The 17433-nt window shown below is 52.7% G+C and carries 14 protein-coding genes; 8 read left to right on the top strand and 6 right to left on the bottom strand.

The features are described 5' to 3' along the window. The first annotated feature begins 211 nt into the window (after positions 1-211). The 3 genes from GF617_RS00775 (at position 212) to GF617_RS00765 (ending at position 2563) form a co-directional block, all read left to right on the top strand. Positions 212-1066 (top strand): hypothetical protein, encoded by an 855-nt coding sequence (locus GF617_RS00775; protein ID WP_203450852.1) that lies wholly within the window; start codon positions 212-214, stop codon positions 1064-1066. A 133-nt stretch (positions 1067-1199) separates the two neighbouring features. Further along, positions 1200-2114, top strand: a complete 915-nt coding sequence (locus GF617_RS00770; RefSeq protein ID WP_181622514.1) for an SPFH domain-containing protein — start codon at positions 1200-1202, stop codon at positions 2112-2114. After that, the gene (locus GF617_RS00765) at positions 2111-2563 is read left to right on the top strand and encodes an NfeD family protein (protein WP_181622513.1); all 453 of its coding nucleotides are present in this window, start codon (positions 2111-2113) and stop codon (positions 2561-2563) included. The genes GF617_RS00770 and GF617_RS00765 overlap by 4 nt, the downstream gene beginning before the upstream one ends. Here the strand turns inward: GF617_RS00765 and cueR are convergent. Next, complete coding sequence (cueR, locus tag GF617_RS00760; RefSeq protein ID WP_181622512.1) at positions 2560-2970, bottom strand: Cu(I)-responsive transcriptional regulator; 411 nt, start codon at positions 2968-2970, stop codon at positions 2560-2562. The genes GF617_RS00765 and cueR overlap by 4 nt on opposite strands. A 108-nt stretch (positions 2971-3078) precedes the next feature. Here cueR and copA point away from each other — a divergent pair, with 108 nt between their 5' ends. The 3 genes from copA (at position 3079) to ybaK (ending at position 7101) form a co-directional block, all read left to right on the top strand. Continuing rightward, positions 3079-5577 (top strand): copper-exporting P-type ATPase CopA, encoded by a 2499-nt coding sequence (gene copA, locus GF617_RS00755; protein ID WP_203450851.1) that lies wholly within the window; start codon positions 3079-3081, stop codon positions 5575-5577. Positions 5578-5627: 50 nt separating this feature from the next. Then, positions 5628-6422: a TraB/GumN family protein gene (locus GF617_RS00750; RefSeq protein ID WP_203450850.1), complete on the top strand. Its 795-nt coding sequence runs from the start codon at positions 5628-5630 to the stop codon at positions 6420-6422. Between the two features lie 199 nt (positions 6423-6621). Next, positions 6622-7101: a Cys-tRNA(Pro)/Cys-tRNA(Cys) deacylase YbaK gene (gene ybaK / locus GF617_RS00745; protein WP_181622509.1), complete on the top strand. Its 480-nt coding sequence runs from the start codon at positions 6622-6624 to the stop codon at positions 7099-7101. Between the two features lie 113 nt (positions 7102-7214). Here the strand turns inward: ybaK and ushA are convergent, their stop codons facing one another. Next, on the bottom strand, positions 7215-8867 hold the full coding sequence (ushA, locus tag GF617_RS00740; RefSeq protein ID WP_203450849.1) for a bifunctional UDP-sugar hydrolase/5'-nucleotidase UshA: 1653 nt from the start codon (positions 8865-8867) through the stop codon (positions 7215-7217). A gap of 164 nt (positions 8868-9031) precedes the next feature. Between ushA and GF617_RS00735 the strand changes: the two genes are divergently transcribed. Together GF617_RS00735 and ybaL are read left to right on the top strand one after the other, a co-directional pair. Then, entirely contained in the window at positions 9032-10252 is a 1221-nt protein-coding gene (locus tag GF617_RS00735) for an MFS transporter (protein WP_203450848.1), read from the top strand. A gap of 232 nt (positions 10253-10484) precedes the next feature. After that, positions 10485-12161 carry a YbaL family putative K(+) efflux transporter gene (gene ybaL / locus GF617_RS00730; RefSeq protein ID WP_203450847.1) on the top strand — a complete coding sequence of 559 codons (1677 nt, stop codon included), beginning with the start codon at positions 10485-10487 and terminating at the stop codon, positions 12159-12161. A gap of 60 nt (positions 12162-12221) precedes the next feature. Here the strand turns inward: ybaL and GF617_RS00725 are convergent, their stop codons facing one another. The 4 genes from GF617_RS00725 to htpG form a co-directional block, all read right to left on the bottom strand. Continuing rightward, complete coding sequence (locus GF617_RS00725) at positions 12222-13526, bottom strand: inosine/guanosine kinase (protein WP_203450929.1); 1305 nt, start codon at positions 13524-13526, stop codon at positions 12222-12224. Between the two features lie 62 nt (positions 13527-13588). Beyond that, positions 13589-14551 (bottom strand): ferrochelatase, encoded by a 963-nt coding sequence (hemH, locus tag GF617_RS00720; RefSeq protein WP_203450846.1) that lies wholly within the window; start codon positions 14549-14551, stop codon positions 13589-13591. Positions 14552-14676: 125 nt separating this feature from the next. Beyond that, the gene (gene adk / locus GF617_RS00715) at positions 14677-15321 is read right to left on the bottom strand and encodes an adenylate kinase (RefSeq protein WP_181622503.1); all 645 of its coding nucleotides are present in this window, start codon (positions 15319-15321) and stop codon (positions 14677-14679) included. Positions 15322-15549: 228 nt separating this feature from the next. Beyond that, positions 15550-17424, bottom strand: a complete 1875-nt coding sequence (gene htpG, locus GF617_RS00710) for a molecular chaperone HtpG (RefSeq protein ID WP_181622502.1) — start codon at positions 17422-17424, stop codon at positions 15550-15552. Positions 17425-17433: the final 9 nt, after the last annotated feature.

Genomic DNA, 17433 nt, shown 5'->3' with positions numbered 1-17433 from the left:
TTAATGCAATGATTCAGGAAAGAGATAGCCCAGTGCCCTTATGGAAAACGGCCAGTAAAACATCTATCACACCTGAACATACTGACATGAAATTCATTATTTGTGATCGTACCACAGCGATATGGTGTGGCGCGAATAGCCTCCGACAATGAGTAATGTTAGTATTTTCGCAGATAAATAGTCATTCCTATCCCTACAGGAAGTATCCAGCATGACACATATTTTTTATGAGTTCTCTTCACTTAAACCTGGTGTTCCTACTGTAGAAACATTAATGGAAGTCATCAATTCTTCGGAACTCACGCGTTTTGTCATAGGTGCAGAGGTTGTCGATTTCGTCAAAAAAGCGTTGATCGTTAATACCACCATTAGCAGCTTTAAGAATTGCCGGTTTGCCTTTGATAACGGCGCACATTTTATTGAATTTGACAGTAAAGGAAAATCAAGGCGTTTTAGCGACGTTCCGGATTGGTTCGTTTCCCCTGCCGAGTTTGCACGTTCTCAGTGGCTCATTAACCATAAACTCGCCGACGTTCACGCCACAGAATTTGTTGATGTCTTAATGTCCTTTCCACTTAAAGAGCGCCGCGCACATTGCAACTTACTGTTTGGACTGGATCTACATAAAACGGGGGTTGTACCAGCGGTCCCTGCAACGACCAGCAATCTCGGCAATAAGAAGGGCAAAACCACCAAGCCCAAAATTGTCGATCTGGGTTCATTTGAACTGTTCCGTCAATTCTTTGAACGCATGAAAGAGGCGGTTTTTGCCGACCAGTTCCCAACCTTACAGGTACTCACAGGCATCAATAATCTAGCCAAAGCGCCACAAGCGTTAAAACAAGGGATCAGAACCTGGTTTAAAGCCATCGCAGGCGATTTGCCGCCAAATAACAAACGCGTGGAAGCGGGAAATGCGCTACTGTTTTGCGCCCCCATTCGCGAGCAGATCCGACAAATTGAGGCCCTGGGACTCGAAAAATATTATCAGGGTTTATCCCGGGCGATCGCCGAGGCAGACGAGTCGTTTATCACTGACTTTTCTTATACTCCTCCTGAACGCTGAATCATCAGAATAAGGACAACATGGCCTATCGCCCCCCTCTTTACAGGGGCGAATTTCCAGCCATTAGCCGATATACTGACATACAACACACACAATATTTATCTTCTCACGGCATGCAAAACAGGAGGTTTTTATGCTCATTGTTATTCCCGTCCTTATTTTCGTTGCGCTGGTGATTGTTGGTGCAGGTGTCAAAATCGTCCCGCAAGGTTATCAATGGACCGTTGAACGCTTTGGCCGTTACACCAATACCTTGCAGCCGGGCTTAAGTATTATTGTCCCCTTCATGGACAGAATAGGCCGAAAGATCAATATGATGGAACAGGTGCTGGATATTCCATCCCAGGAAATCATCTCCAAGGATAACGCCAACGTTACCATTGATGCTGTCTGCTTTATCCAGGTCATCGACGCCCCTAAAGCGGCGTATGAAGTGAGCAATCTGGAACTGGCTATCGTCAACCTGACAATGACGAATATCCGTACCGTTCTCGGTTCTATGGAGCTGGACGAAATGCTCTCTCAACGCGACAGCATCAACACCCGCCTGCTGCATATTGTCGACGAAGCGACCAATCCGTGGGGTATTAAAGTCACCCGTATTGAGATCCGCGATGTGCGTCCACCCGCAGAACTTATCGCCTCCATGAACGCGCAGATGAAAGCCGAACGAACCAAACGCGCCTATATCCTTGAAGCCGAAGGGGTGCGCCAGGCTGAGATCCTGAAAGCTGAAGGGGAAAAACAGTCGCAGATACTGAAAGCTGAAGGCGATCGTCAGTCGGCATTCTTACAGGCTGAAGCGCGTGAACGTTCTGCTGAAGCCGAAGCGCGTGCTACCCAAATGGTTTCCGAGGCTATTGCTGCGGGCGATATCCAGGCGGTTAACTACTTTGTCGCGCAAAAATATACTGATGCCCTGAAAGAGATTGGCTCTGCGAATAACAGCAAAGTGGTGATGATGCCGCTGGATGCCAGCAGCCTGATGGGGTCTATTGCCGGGATCGCTGAACTGATCAAAGACAGTGGAAACGAGCGTAAAAAATGATCGAGCTGATTGTCGCACATCCGCATGCATTCTGGCTGAGCCTCGGGGGGCTTCTGCTGGCAGCTGAAATGTTGGGGGGGAATGGTTACCTGCTCTGGAGCGGTGTGGCTGCGGTGATCACCGGGCTTTTAGTCTGGCTGTTGCCGTTTGGCTGGGAATGGCAAGGCGCATTGTTCGCCGTACTCACCCTGGCAGCGGCCTGGTTATGGTGGCGCTGGCTGAATCGGCAGGTGAAAGAGCAAAAACCCGCAGACGCCAGACTCAACCAGCGTGGACAGCAGATCATCGGCAAACGTTTTACGCTGGACACAGCACTGGTTAACGGGCGTGGGCATATGCGCGTAGGTGATAGTTCATGGCCAGTGGTGGCCGATGATGACCTCAGCGCAGGCACACACGTCGAGGTCATTGCCGTAGAAGGCATTACGCTGCGGGTCAAAGCCTGCTAAGCATTTGCCTTACGATGGCAGCAGCCGGAAAGATTGTCGATTATCGGGCAATCGGCGCTGTCATCTCCAGGGCATGAATCTGCCAGCCCCAGCAGTTGTTCACGCATAGCCTGCAACTCTGTGATATGGCGTTCGATCTCTGCCACCTTCTCCAGCGTGCGTTTTTTCACGTCAGCGCTATGGCGTTTTGGATCGTTGAACAGATGAACCAGCTCACCGCACTCTTCAAGATTGAACCCCACCTGCCTTGCCTGACGGAGTAACGTCAGTTCATCAAGATGCAGTTGCGTATAGCTACGGTAGCCATTTTCGCTACGCAGTGGCGGCGTCACCAACCCTTTTTCTTCATAAAAGCGAATCGCTTTGCTGGTTAACCCTGTTTTTTTCGCAACGTCGCTGATATTCACATTTCCCCCTTGACCTTCCCCTTGATGGAAGGTTTAACCTTCATAACTGTCAGGTAAAAACATTATGTCGGTCAATAACTGACCAACGCATTATACGGGAGTTTTGTTATGTCTCACACTATTGATCTGACACTGGATGGCCTCTCCTGCGGCCACTGTGTCAAACGTGTCAAAGAAAGCCTGGAACAGCGCCCTGATGTGGAGAGCGCAGATGTCACTATCGATCACGCTGCAATTACCGGTAGCGCCAGTGCCGATGCACTTATCGACACCATCAAGCAAGCCGGTTATGGAGCGGAGCTGAGCCACCCAAAGGCTAAACCGCTGGCAGAGTCATCACTCCCGTCGGAAGCACTGACAGCGGCCCCTTCTGAGCTTCCGGTAGCTGATGATATTGATGACAGCCAACAGTTGTTGATCAACGGCATGAGCTGCGCCAGCTGTGTCTCCAGGGTACAGAATGCATTGCAGGCCGTACCCGGCGTCGCACAGGCACGGGTCAATCTTGCGGAGCGTACTGCGCTTGTGATGGGCAGTGCCTCTGCAGCAGATTTAGTTCAGGCGGTCGAAAAAGCAGGCTATGGCGCAGAGGCTATCGAAGATGACCTCAAACGCCGCGAACGTCAGCAGGAAACAGCCGTCGCCACCATGAAACGCTTCCGCTGGCAGGCGATTGTCGCACTGCTGGTCGGTATTCCGGTGATGGTGTGGGGGATGATGGGTGACAACATGATGGTCACCGAGCACAACCGCACGCTGTGGCTGGTGATTGGTTTGATGACTCTTGGCGTGATGGTTTTCGCCGGCGGTCACTTCTATGCCAGTGCCTGGAAGAGCCTGAAAAATCGCACCGCCACCATGGATACACTGGTCGCACTGGGAACGGGTGCTGCATGGTTATACTCGATGAGCGTTAACGTCTGGCCGCAGTGGTTCCCGATGGAAGCACGTCACCTTTATTATGAAGCCAGCGCGATGATCATCGGCCTGATTAACCTGGGCCATATGCTTGAAGCCCGCGCACGCCAGCGCTCATCAAAAGCGCTGGAACGCCTGCTCGACTTAACCCCACCGTCTGCCCGTGTCGTAACTGAAGACGGTGAGAAAACCGTGCCGCTGGCAGAGGTTCAGCCCGGCATGACGCTGCGTCTGACCACGGGAGATCGCGTCCCCGTCGACGGTGAAATCACCCAGGGCGAAGCCTGGCTTGATGAAGCCATGCTGACCGGGGAGCCCATCCCACAGCAAAAAACACAAGGGGATGCGGTCCACGCCGGTACGGTTATGCAGGACGGCAGCGTGCTGTTTCGCGCCAGTGCCGTGGGCAGCCACACCACGCTGTCGCGCATTATTCGTATGGTTCGTCAGGCACAAAGCAGTAAGCCGGAGATCGGCCAGCTTGCCGATAAGATTTCCGCTATTTTTGTCCCTGTCGTGGTGGGCATTGCGCTGCTGAGTGCGGCCATCTGGTATGTCTTCGGCCCTGCGCCGCAGATTGTCTACACGCTGGTAATTGCAACCACGGTACTGATTATCGCCTGCCCTTGCGCGTTAGGGCTGGCCACGCCAATGTCGATTATCTCCGGCGTCGGGCGTGCCGCCGAGTTTGGCGTTCTGGTTCGTGATGCGGACGCCCTGCAACGCGCCAGTACGCTTGATACCGTCGTTTTTGATAAAACCGGCACACTGACAGAAGGCAAACCGCAGGTTGTGGCCGTCAACACGATTGATCTTTCTGAAGCAGAGGCATTGCGTCTTGCGGCTGCTCTGGAGCAAGGTTCCAGCCATCCACTGGCCCGCGCCATTCTCGATAAAGCGAACGAGTCTAACCTTCCACAGGTAAGCAACTTCCGTACCCTGCGCGGATTGGGCGTTAGTGGGGAAGCCGAAGGATACACACTGCTGCTGGGTAATCAGGCGTTGCTGAATGAAAATGGCATTGATACCGCGGCCCTGGACGATGTCCTCAAAAATCAGGCTGCGCAGGGTGCGACTCCCGTTTTGCTGGCGGTTAATGGTAAGGCGGCAGCCCTGTTCGCCATTCGCGATCCGTTACGCCAGGACAGCGTGAAAGCTCTGAAGCGTTTGCACCGCGCAGGCTACCGTCTGGTGATGCTGACGGGTGATAATCCAACCACGGCCAATGCCATTGCCAAAGAAGCGGGCATTGATGAGGTGATTGCAGGCGTGTTGCCCGATGGTAAAGCCGACGCCATTAAGTCATTGCAACGCCAGGGTCACCAGGTGGCGATGGTCGGTGATGGCATCAATGACGCTCCAGCGCTGGCACAGGCTGACGTCGGCATCGCCATGGGCGGTGGCAGCGATGTGGCCATTGAAACGGCTGCCATTACTCTGATGCGTCACAGCCTGATGGGGGTTGCAGATGCACTGGCTATTTCCAAAGCAACGTTACGTAACATGAAGCAAAACTTGTTGGGCGCCTTTGTCTATAACTCGCTTGGCATCCCGATTGCCGCAGGGATCCTGTGGCCTCTGACCGGGACATTGCTCAATCCGGTCGTCGCTGGCGCGGCAATGGCGCTCTCCTCTATCACCGTGGTCAGTAACGCAAACCGTTTACTGCGGTTTAAACCGAAAGATTGAACCTTCTTCTCCTACGCGCTAGCATGAATTTTTCCATTCATGGAGCGCGTATGAGTCTGTTTCAACGTATAAAAGCATCGTTTCGCGCACGATTCCCGCGTCGTTACGCCTGGCCTGGAATGGATATTAACCTGCCTGGCGGGCAACATCTGCATCTGGTGGGCAGCATTCATATGGGGACTCGTGATATGTCGCCGCTGCCGCCTCCCTTGCTCAAATTGTTGCGCAAAGCCGACGCCCTGGTTGTCGAAGCCGATATCTCCGGCAGTGAATCACCGTTTGCGGACCTGGATCTTCCCCCACCGCTGAGTGAGCGCCTGAACGATACACAGCGTGTTGAACTGGAACGCGTCGCTGATGAACTGGGACTATCGATCTCCATGCTGGAAACACAGCCTTTGTGGCAAATCGCTATGGTGCTTCAGGCGACACAAGCGCAACGGCTGGGGTTGCGGGGCGAATACGGGGTTGATTATCAGTTGCTGAATGCCGCCCGGGCGCGCAACCTGCCAATCATTGAACTGGAAGGGGCGCAGAGCCAGGTCGCGCTATTGCGTCAGTTGCCGGAAGACGGCCTGCCGCTGCTGGATGACACCCTGACCCACTGGCACACTAACGCACGTTTATTGCAGGTCATGGTGAGTTGGTGGCTTGATACGCCCCCAACAAACGGTAAGCCAGAATTACCCGCAACCTTCAGCCAGTCGTTGTATGATGTCCTGATGAACGAACGCAACCTGGCCTGGCGACACACGCTTCATGCCCTGCCTGCGGGGAATTATGTTGTTGCGGTTGGCGCACTGCATTTGTACGGAGAAGGGAATTTGCCGTCACTGTTGATGTAAAAAAATGGCCAATATTTCTATTGGCCCGTCAAAGAGGAATTTCATCGTTATTATTATGCCGAAGGAGACCTTCGGTTGAGCCGATTGTCGCTCAAAGTGACCATCACTGCCAATACTATTGCGCAAGATGGTGCTATTTTTTAGACAAACGTCAGGCGTATGCTCTGCACATTAATTGTCTGTCGTAAGAAGGATAGCTATGACTCCCGCCGTTAAATTACTCGAAAAAAACAACATTTCCTTCCACATTCACACCTACGATCACGATCCAAACGAGACAAACTTTGGTGACGAGGTGGTGCGCAAACTGGGGCTGAATGCCGATCAGGTCTACAAAACGCTGCTGGTTGCGGTAAACGGGGATATGAAACACCTCGCTGTTGCCGTCACGCCCGTTGCCGGACAACTCGATCTGAAGAAAGTCGCTAAAGCACTTGGCGCAAAAAAGGTCGATATGGCCGACCCGATGGTTGCGCAACGCACGACAGGCTACCTGGTAGGTGGGATCAGTCCTCTGGGGCAGAAAAAACGTCTGCCGACACTGATTGACGCGCCTTCTCAGGAATTTGCCACCATCTATATTTCTGGTGGAAAGCGTGGGCTGGATATCGAACTGGCAGCAAGCGATCTCGCCAAAATACTCGATGCCAAATTTGCCGATATCGCGCGTAGGGATTAGTTATTTCCCGGAGAGCGCGTTATTAGTGAAGACAGTCTGGACGCGGACAGGAACCGGAGCGTACACAGAGTACGTGAAAATTCCGGGCACTGTCCGCGAACAAAATAGCGTGGTTATTGCCAGCTCACCTCACCTTTCGGCTCATAAGCATTCACGTCAATCGGTGAATTCTGCTGAATAAACTGCTTCAGCACCTCCGCATCAATAAATCCGGTATTCACATACCCCGGTTTGGTGTCGATGTGCGGATATCCATCACCGCCCGTGGCGTTAAAGCTCAGCGTCGCCATACGGTAGGTTTTAGCAGGATCCACCGGCTCACCTTTAATTTTCAGGTCGTTGAGCTTGCCGTCCTTCGCCGTAAAACTGACGTTCGCGAACTGCGGATAGGCCCCGGAGTCCGGCTTCATTTGTGCCACAGCGGTCAGATAGTCGGTAACGTCTTTCCCGTTCATATCGACATAGACCACCACGTTGCCAAACGGCTGTACCTTCAGCACATCTTTATAGGTGATATTCCCGCCTTCAATCGAGTCACGAATGCCCCCACCGCTCATCACCGCAAAGTCCGCACTGGTTCGCGCCATTTGTGCCGCCAACACCAGGTGACCCATATTGGTCTGCACAAAACGAACTTTACTGCGATCGCCTTCAAGGCGGCCATTCAGTGTGCCGATTTTCACATCCAGTTGCGCTTTGCCCTTGTTCTGGAATGGCGTCAGCAAGGAGAGCATCTGCTGGTTTTCCGCAATTTCTGGGGTATAAAGTACGCGCTCACTTTTTCCATCTGCGTAAGTCACTTTCTTCTTCAGGTTGACCGGGATCAGCTGGTAATGCACCAGTTTCATCTCGCCGTTGCGAAATTCAAAGTCTGCGCGCCCCACATATTTACCCCATTCGTGGGCCTGGACAATCCAGATCCCATTCTGACGGTCTGGCGCACACGGCGTACCCGGAACGTAATCCACCTGCTTTTTATTCTCTGATGCCATACAGACCGGATCTTGTGAGTGACCACCCACAATCATTGCCAGAGAGCCCGCAGGCAGGCTGCGAGCCATCTCCACATCCCCCGGCGCATTGGAGCCATGTTCGCCGTTATCGTAGTGGCCCATATGGGTAGCGGCGATAATGACATCCGGTTTTTCGTTTTGATTCAGTTCCTGAATCACCAGCTTCGCTTCATCTGCCGGTTTACGGAATTCGATATCGGTAAAATATTCCGGATTACCAATTTTTGCCGTATCGTCCGTGGTTAAACCGATCACGGCGATTTTCAGATCCTGGCGCTTAAACAATGCCCAGGGTTTAAACAGACGTTCACCTGTGCTTTTTTGGTAAATATTGGCGGACAATAGCGGGAATTTGGCCCATTTTTCCTGCTGACGCAAAACGGTCAGTGGGTTATCAAACTCATGGTTACCGACGGCCATCGCGTCGTAGCCAATTAAATTCATGCCACGAAAGTCGGGTTCAGCATCCTGCAAATCTGATTCAGGTACACCCGTATTGATATCCCCACCGGATAACAGCAGCACGCTACCGCCTTCTGCAGCCACCTCTTTGCGAATACCATCCACCAGCGTTTTTTGTGCTGAAAGACCGTATTCACCGTATTCGCTGCGCCAGAAATGACCATGATGATCGTTAGTATGCAGAATGGTGATTTCGTAGGTTTTATCTTTTTCATACGCCTGTGCAGGCAGGCTTGTCAGCCCCCACGCAGCAATTAGCGCCAGCGCGACGCCACGCTTCATTAACTTCATCTCTTCTCTCCCTGACCCATAGACAAACGCAAAAATTACAGTGACTCACAAGAATAGACAAATATGTTTTCAGAATCGCGACTTTCTTCAAATCTCACGGACAGGTATGTTAGTTGGATAATAATTACACCCTGCATTTCTAATAACAAAACGACGTGGTATTTATGGCAATCAGTGAATCAACCCAGCCCGTTCAGGGCGCTCCGGCGTCGCCGCCGAAACCGCGCACTTCATTTAAAGTGTTAGGTGCAATCAGTCTTTCCCATCTGCTCAACGACATGATCCAGTCATTAATCCTGGCTATCTATCCGCTGCTGCAGTCCGAATTTTCATTAACCTTCGTGCAAATCGGGATGATCACCCTGACCTTCCAGCTGGCCTCTTCGCTGCTGCAACCGGTCGTCGGCTACTGGACAGACAAATACCCAATGCCGTGGTCACTGCCTATTGGCATGTGCTTTACCTTAAGTGGGCTGGTACTGCTGGCAATGGCGGGAAGCTTTGAGGCCGTGCTGGTCGCCGCTGCGCTGGTCGGTACAGGCTCTTCGGTGTTCCACCCGGAATCCTCCCGCGTGGCGCGAATGGCGTCAGGTGGACGCCACGGACTGGCGCAATCTTTGTTCCAGGTTGGGGGCAATTTTGGTAGCTCGCTCGGCCCGTTGCTGGCTGTGGTGATCATCGCGCCGTATGGTAAGGGAAATGTCGCGTGGTTTGTGCTCGCTGCGCTGCTGGCGATTGTCGTACTGGCGCAAATCAGCCGCTGGTATGCTGCTCAACATCGTGTGAATAAGGGCAAACCTAAAGCGAAGATTATCAATCCCCTGCCGCGAAAGAAGGTTATCCTGGCGGTATCCGTGCTGCTGGTACTGATTTTCTCAAAATACTTCTATATGGCGAGCATCAGTAGCTATTACACCTTTTATCTGATGCAAAAATTCGGATTATCGGTACAAAATGCTCAAATTCATCTGTTTGCTTTCTTGTTTGCTGTCGCCGCAGGTACTGTGATTGGTGGGCCTGTTGGCGATAAGATAGGGCGTAAATATGTTATTTGGGGCTCTATCCTCGGTGTTGCCCCTTTTACGCTCATTTTGCCGTACGCAAGCCTTGAATGGACGGGCATTTTAACCGTGATCATTGGTTTTATCCTTGCATCGGCCTTTTCCGCCATTCTGGTCTATGCCCAGGAGCTACTCCCTGGGCGTATCGGTATGGTTTCCGGGCTCTTTTTCGGGTTTGCCTTCGGCATGGGCGGCCTTGGTGCAGCGGTGTTAGGGATGGTTGCGGATCACACCAGTATCTTCCTGGTCTACAAAATCTGCGCTTTCCTTCCTCTCCTTGGTATGTTGACCATATTCCTGCCTGACAATCGTCATAAAGCGTGATTTATCGGTCGCCAAAGTAAAACTTTGGCGACCTTCCCCCCTGATGCCATAAGGGTTTGCTCTCACTCTTTCTTATGAACTTGTCAAAAATTGCTTTTTTTCACGCATATTGCTGTTTTATTCAAACTTCAACAATTATTCATAAACATAATGGTGAAAATTGTCATAAACTATTACTCGGCTTTTTGGTTTTTCGCCAAAAATGGAACACCCCACTACGAAAGGAGACGGAATGCATCACGCCACACCGCTTATCACCACCATTGTTGGTGGACTTGTGCTCGCTTTTATCCTCGGCATGATTGCCAATAAACTGCGTATTTCTCCTCTTGTGGGCTATTTATTAGCGGGTGTGCTGGCGGGTCCTTTTACGCCAGGTTTTGTGGCGGATACCAAACTGGCTCCGGAGCTGGCGGAATTAGGCGTGATTCTGCTGATGTTTGGCGTGGGCCTGCATTTTTCCTTAAAGGATCTGATGGCGGTAAAGTCTATCGCCATACCAGGCGCGATCGCCCAGATAGGGGTGGCGACGTTACTGGGGATGGCGCTTTCCGCACTGCTTGGATGGTCAATTATGACCGGTATCGTCTTTGGTCTCTGTCTCTCAACCGCCAGTACCGTGGTGCTACTGCGCGCGCTTGAGGAGAGACAGCTCATCGACAGCCAGCGCGGGCAAATCGCGATTGGCTGGTTGATTGTTGAAGATCTGGTGATGGTGCTGACGCTGGTACTGCTTCCTGCCGTCGCCGGAATGATTGAAAAAGATAACGTTGGTTTTGCCTCTCTGGCGCTGGATATGAGTATCACCATCGGTAAAGTGGTGGCCTTTATCGCCATCATGATGCTGGTAGGACGCCGTCTGGTTCCGTGGATCATGTCCCGCAGTGCGGCAACGGGTTCACGCGAGCTGTTTACGCTTTCCGTCCTGGCGCTGGCGCTGGGTATCGCATTTGGTGCAGTGGAACTGTTCGACGTCTCCTTCGCCCTTGGCGCATTCTTCGCCGGGATGGTGCTTAACGAGTCTGAGCTGAGCCACCGTGCCGCGCACGACACTTTGCCGCTGCGGGATGCATTTGCGGTACTGTTCTTTGTCTCCGTTGGCATGCTGTTCGACCCGTTGATTTTGATTGAGCAGCCGCTGGCTGTTCTGGGCACACTGGCGATTATCATCTTTGGTAAGTCGGTTGCCGCCTTCTTCCTGGTCCGTCTGTTTGGGCACTCGCCGCGTACCGCGCTTACCATTGCGGCCAGTCTGGCACAGATTGGTGAATTCGCCTTTATCCTGGCAGGCCTGGGTATGGCCCTGAACCTGCTGCCTCAGGCCGGGCAGAACCTGGTGCTGGCAGGGGCGATCCTCTCGATTATGCTGAACCCGGTGCTGTTTGCCTTGCTGGAAAAATACCTCGATAAAACCGAAACGCTGGAAGAGCAGACGCTGGAAGAAGCCATCGAAGAAGAGAAACAGATCCCGGTGGATATTTGCAACCACGCACTGCTGGTCGGTTTTGGTCGCGTGGGCAGCTTGCTTGGTGAGAAGTTAATGGCGCAGGGCATTCCCCTGGTGGTGATTGAAACCTCACGTACCCGTGTCGATGAACTGCGTGAGCGCGGGATCCGTGCAGTCCTGGGTAATGCTGCAAACGAAGAAATTATGAATCTGGCTCACCTGGACTGTGCCCGCTGGCTGCTGCTGACTATTCCGAACGGCTACGAAGCCGGAGAAATTGTCGCCACGGCTCGAGAAAAATACCCACATATCGAAATCATCGCACGCGCGCACTATGACGATGAGGTGGAGTACATTACCGAACGTGGTGCTAATCAGGTGGTCATGGGCGAGCGCGAAATTGCAAATACTATGCTGGCGTTGCTGGAGAAGCCGCCAGTTGCAGAGGTGGTGACAGGTTAATACAAGCGGTCTGAGCCTCTCGGCCCCTTATGGGGAGGGGCCGAGAGGTTTTTTTAACGATTAACGATCCCAGTACGACTCTTCCAGGCTGTCTTCTCTTTCAGGCAAGCCACGCGTCAAACGCGGTGAATGCTGATTCAGCACCTGGTAACTCACGCGGTTCGCGTATTTGCATACCTGCGCCAGAGACGAGTAAGTCAGCCAACTGAACTTATGCTTGCTGGAGTTCGGAACATTACTTTTGTGGTAGGCATTCGCTGTAATATCGTGCAGTAACGCCGCCAGCGCTCCGTCCCCCGCGCCGTTGGTATTCATGATCTTCTCCGGCCCTCCCATGTAGGGCGCAATGTGGGAGAAAATACGCAGCGGGTTGATGCAGTCCTTGTGACGCATGGCGCGGCTGAACTCATACTGGTTGAATTCAGCAATCGCACCAGGCAGCAGCGGATGCTGCGTTTTACGTTTGCTCTCTTCTTCCGTAAAGCCCGCCATGTAGAGCCCCACCGGGCCTGCGGTGCACAGTACCAGATCAACCCAATCAAGCGCTTTGTCAGAGGCCAACAGCGGATCGCTTTCACCGGTAAGTGCTTCGGCTTCTTCTTCGTTCATCGCCAGAATAGAAACATGTTCTTTCAGGAAGGACTGCCACCACTCAGGGTTATCGGCAATCACGAATTTCGTCCCCAGCGTCAGCACCACCGGCACATTGTACTTCTTCGCGTACTCAATGGCTTTCATGGTGGCTTCAGGCATCGGTTCACCCGGTTTACAACGCACCAGATACGAGGTCAGTACCAGCGCAGAAGCACCTGCGATCACCTCTTCCGGAATGCTGTCCGCGCGCAGCTTATTCATGTGCCCAGGGCTGATAGCAAAGGTGCGCTCGCCGGAATCACTGATTAGCGTAAAGCAGCGGCCAATCGGCCCGTCGACCCCCTGAAGATAGTTCAGATCGGTACGGCTGGAGGTGTTACACAGATAACGGTAAGCATAGCCACCAATCTCAATATTGCTGCACATCACGCCGAGCAGTACGGAACGGTCATCGGCCAGCACCGAGTAGTTATGCATGGTATTGCCGATAGTACCGCCGGCAAACTGGTGGGTGATCAGATTTTCACGAACCAGTTCCTGATATAAGGCTTCTGCGACATCGTCTTCAATCACCAGCGAGTGCCCGGCGCTCAGACCGTAACGCGCAACAAACGCATCGTCCACTTTGGCTTCAATATCCACCAGAGTCTGATCAATACCAACCACCCATGCAGCACTGGTTTCGTTTTCAGGCTGGATTTGTTGCAACAGCGGATCGCGGGCGTTGACGGGAAAGTAGTGTTTAGATTTGCGTTTACCGGGAAATTTCATGGTCTGGGCTATGAATGAATGATGGGCCGGAAATGGTAGCACAAACCCGGCCTTTAGCGCGATCAGTGGCTGTTTTTGACCAGCGACACCATCATATCGATATGTTCAGGATTATCATTAAGCGCCGGAATGTATTCGTATTTCACCCCCCCCGCCTCAATGAAGAACTCCCGGTTCTGCACAGCGATCTCTTCCAGCGTTTCCAGACAGTCCGCAGAAAAGCCCGGCGACATCACCTGAACATGCTTAACGCCCTTCTCGCCCAACATTTTTAGCGTTTCATCAGTATACGGCGTCAGCCAGGGTTCACGGCCAAAACGTGACTGGAAGGTCATCATCACCTTTTCGGGCGGTAGCCCCAGCACGGAGACAAGCTCACGGGTGGTATCACGGCAGCGCTGCGGATAGTCATCACCTTCATCAGCGTAACGCTGCGGAATACCGTGATAAGAGAGCAGCAGCAGATCCGGCTCACCATGTTTTTCAAACGAGGCGCGAACGCTGCTGGCGAGCGCTTTGATGTACATGTCGTTATCGGCGTAGTCACGAATAAAGGTCACGCCCGGAATACGGCGACGAGTGGCGAGAATGCGCGCCAGTTCATCCCAGACGGCAGCCACCGTGGAGCAAGAGTATTGCGGATAAAGCGCCAGCACCACAATGTGATCGACGTTCTGTGCCAGCAACTCTTCGACCGCACTTTCCAGCGACGGCGTACCGTAGCTCATCCCTAATGCAACCGGCATATCAGGCAGCCGGGCAGCCAGGGCTTTTTCCTGGCGACGGCTGTAAACCATCAGCGGAGAGCCCTCTTCCATCCAGACAGACTGATACAGCTTAGCAACTCGCGGGGAACGAACAGGCAGAATGACACCGCGCAGTAACGGCCACCATAACGCTCTTGGTGTATCCACGACGCGTGGGTCGCTTAAAAATTGTCGCAGGTAACGTTTTACTGCCGCAGGAGTAGGTGCTTCTGGAGTACCCAGATTGGCAAGCAAGATACCGGTTTTCGCCTGACTCATTCACGCCTCTTAACCATTTGAATGGTTGTCAATTGTAGCGGAAATGCGTTTAAACGAAACCCATTGTTGTGATAGGTGAGATGAGAATTCCTCTCACCCAGAGGACCTGGGTGAGAGAGGTGCAATTAGCCGAGAATTTTTTCCAGCTCTGCACGTACGTCAGCGACAGGTTTAGTGCCGTCAACTTTCGCATAACGGGTGTTACCCGCCTGCGCTTCTTTCGAGTAATAGCCGATCAGCGGAGCAGTCATCTGATGATATTCCACCAGGCGCTTACGCACAGTCTCTTCCTGATCGTCTTTACGGGTGGTCAGCTCTTCGCCGGTCACATCGTCTTTGCCTTCAACCTTAGGTGGGTTGAATTTGATGTGGTAAACGCGGCCAGATGCGGCGTGCACGCGACGACCGATGATGCGGTCAACGATCAGTTCGTCCGGTACATCGAATTCCAGTACGTAATCCACGTTGATACCGGCTTCTTTCATGGCATCAGCCTGCGGAATAGTACGCGGGAAGCCATCCAGCAGGAAACCGTTGCGGCAATCTTCCTGAGTGATGCGTTCTTTTACCAGTGCGATAACCAGTTCGTCAGTCACCAGTTTGCCCGCGTCCATGATGTCTTTTGCTTGTTTGCCCAGCTCGGAGCCAGATTTAACAGCGGCACGCAGCATGTCACCGGTAGAGATTTGCGGAATACCGTATTTCTCCATGATGAACTGAGCCTGAGTTCCTTTACCCGCGCCCGGAGCGCCAAGCAGAATAATACGCATTGCGAAAATCCCCTCAAAAGTTGGTTCAATTTTTCAAAAGCGCTAAACAATACCACCAGAACGGATCTGGCTCAAGGAAGGCGGGACGGCTGAAACGGTTAACGAGGGAGATTATTTGGGATAGTGCAGAGTTTTCCCCTCACCCTGCCCTTCTCTCCTGTGGAGAGAAGGAACCCAGACACCCTCTCCCTGTAAGGGAGAGGGCTTGAGGTGGGGGGAGATGTTTAATTACGCCAGCAGCAGCGCATTCACACGTTTAATAAACAGGTTAGGATCTTCCAGCGTGCCACGCTCGGCCAGCAGAGACTGATCCAGCAGCAGCTCAACCCACTCGGCAAAGCGGCTTTCATCCTGCGTATCAGCCGCACGTTTCACCAGCGGGTGATCCGGGTTCAGCTCGAAAATGTATTTCACTTCCGGCATTGCCTGGCCTGCAGCGGCAAACAGTTTCGCCATCTGCGTACCCATTTCGTCCGCGTCAGTGGTCACAATAGCCGGCGTGTCGGTCAAACGGTGCGTGAAACGCACTTCTTTCACACGATCGCCCAGCAAGGTTTTCACACGCTCAACGAACGGCTCCAGCGCCTTCTCGGCTTCTTTCGCGCTTTCATCCACTTCATCGGCCAGCTTGTCGATGGATTCGTCGGCTTTTGCCACAGACTGGAACGCCTTACCGTCGAACTCGGTCAGGTAGTTCATCATCCACTCGTCGATGCGGTCAGACAGCAGCAGGACTTCGATGCCTTTCTTGCGCAACAGTTCCAGATGCGGGCTGCTCTTCGCTGCAGCATAGCTGTCTGCAGTGATGTAGTAGATCTTCTCCTGCCCTTCTTTCATGCGGGAGACATACTCTTCCAGCGACACCGTCTGCTCGGAAGAGTCCGTATGCGTAGAGGCAAAGCGCAACAGTTTCGCAATGGCTTCAACGTTCGCAGTGTCTTCTGCCGGACCTTCTTTCAGCACCAGGCCGAACTGTTTCCAGAAGGTCTGGTATTTTTCCGCATCGTCTTTTGCCAGTTTTTCCAGCATCTGCAGGGTACGTTTGGTCAGTGCGTTTCGCAGATTGCGGGTAACGGAGCTGTCCTGCAAAATTTCACGAGAAACGTTCAGCGGCAGATCGTTAGAGTCGATCAGACCGCGGGTGAAGCGCAGGTAGTTCGGCATGAACTGCTCAGCATCATCCATGATGAACACACGTTGCACATACAGCTTCAGGCCGTGTTTATGATCGCGGTTCCACATGTCCCATGGCGCTTGTGCCGGGATGTACAACAGGCTGGTGTACTCCTGCTTACCTTCCACACGGTTGTGGCTCCAGGTCAGCGGGTCGGTAAAGTCGTGAGCAATATGCTTGTAGAATTCGTTATATTCATCGTCTTTGATTTCAGACTTGTTGCGCGTCCACAGGGCCTGAGCCTTATTGATCTTCTCCCAGGAGACCACGGTTTCGCCGTCTTTCTCTTCCTGTTTTTCGATCTCAACCGGCAGCGCAATGTGGTCAGAATATTTGCTGATGATGGAGCGAACACGCCAGTCATTCAGGAAATCGTCTTCGCCTTCACGCAGGTGCAGGGTGATCTCGGTTCCGCGATCGGCTTTGGTAATATCATCAACGGTATATTCGCCTTCACCGTGAGATTCCCAGAACACGCCATTTTCAGCGCTATCGCCTGCCGCACGGGTACGAACGGTAACTTTATCTGCCACGATAAACGCGGAATAGAAGCCAACACCGAACTGACCGATAAGCTGGCTGTCTTTTGCCTGATCGGACCCCATGGATTCGAGGAACGATTTGGTTCCCGATTTTGCAATCGTACCGAGGTGATCGATCACTTCATCGCGATTCATACCGATACCGTTATCGGCGATGGTCAGGGTACGGTTCTCTTTATTAAAAGAGACGCGCACACGCAACTCGCCGTCACCTTCGTACAGATCCGGGTTGGACAGCGCGCGGAAACGCAGCTTGTCCGCCGCATCGGAGGCGTTGGAAATCAGCTCACGCAGGAAAATTTCTTTATTGGAATACAGGGAATGGATCATCAGGTGCAGAAGCTGTTTTACTTCTGACTGGAAACCACGGGTTTCTTGTCCTTTCATCTTAAGTCG

The organism is Lelliottia sp. RWM.1 (assembly GCF_016859735.1).
Classification (GTDB): domain Bacteria; phylum Pseudomonadota; class Gammaproteobacteria; order Enterobacterales; family Enterobacteriaceae; genus Enterobacter.
Note: the sequence above shows the minus strand (reverse complement) of the source record. Positions and strands in the feature narration are given on the sequence as shown.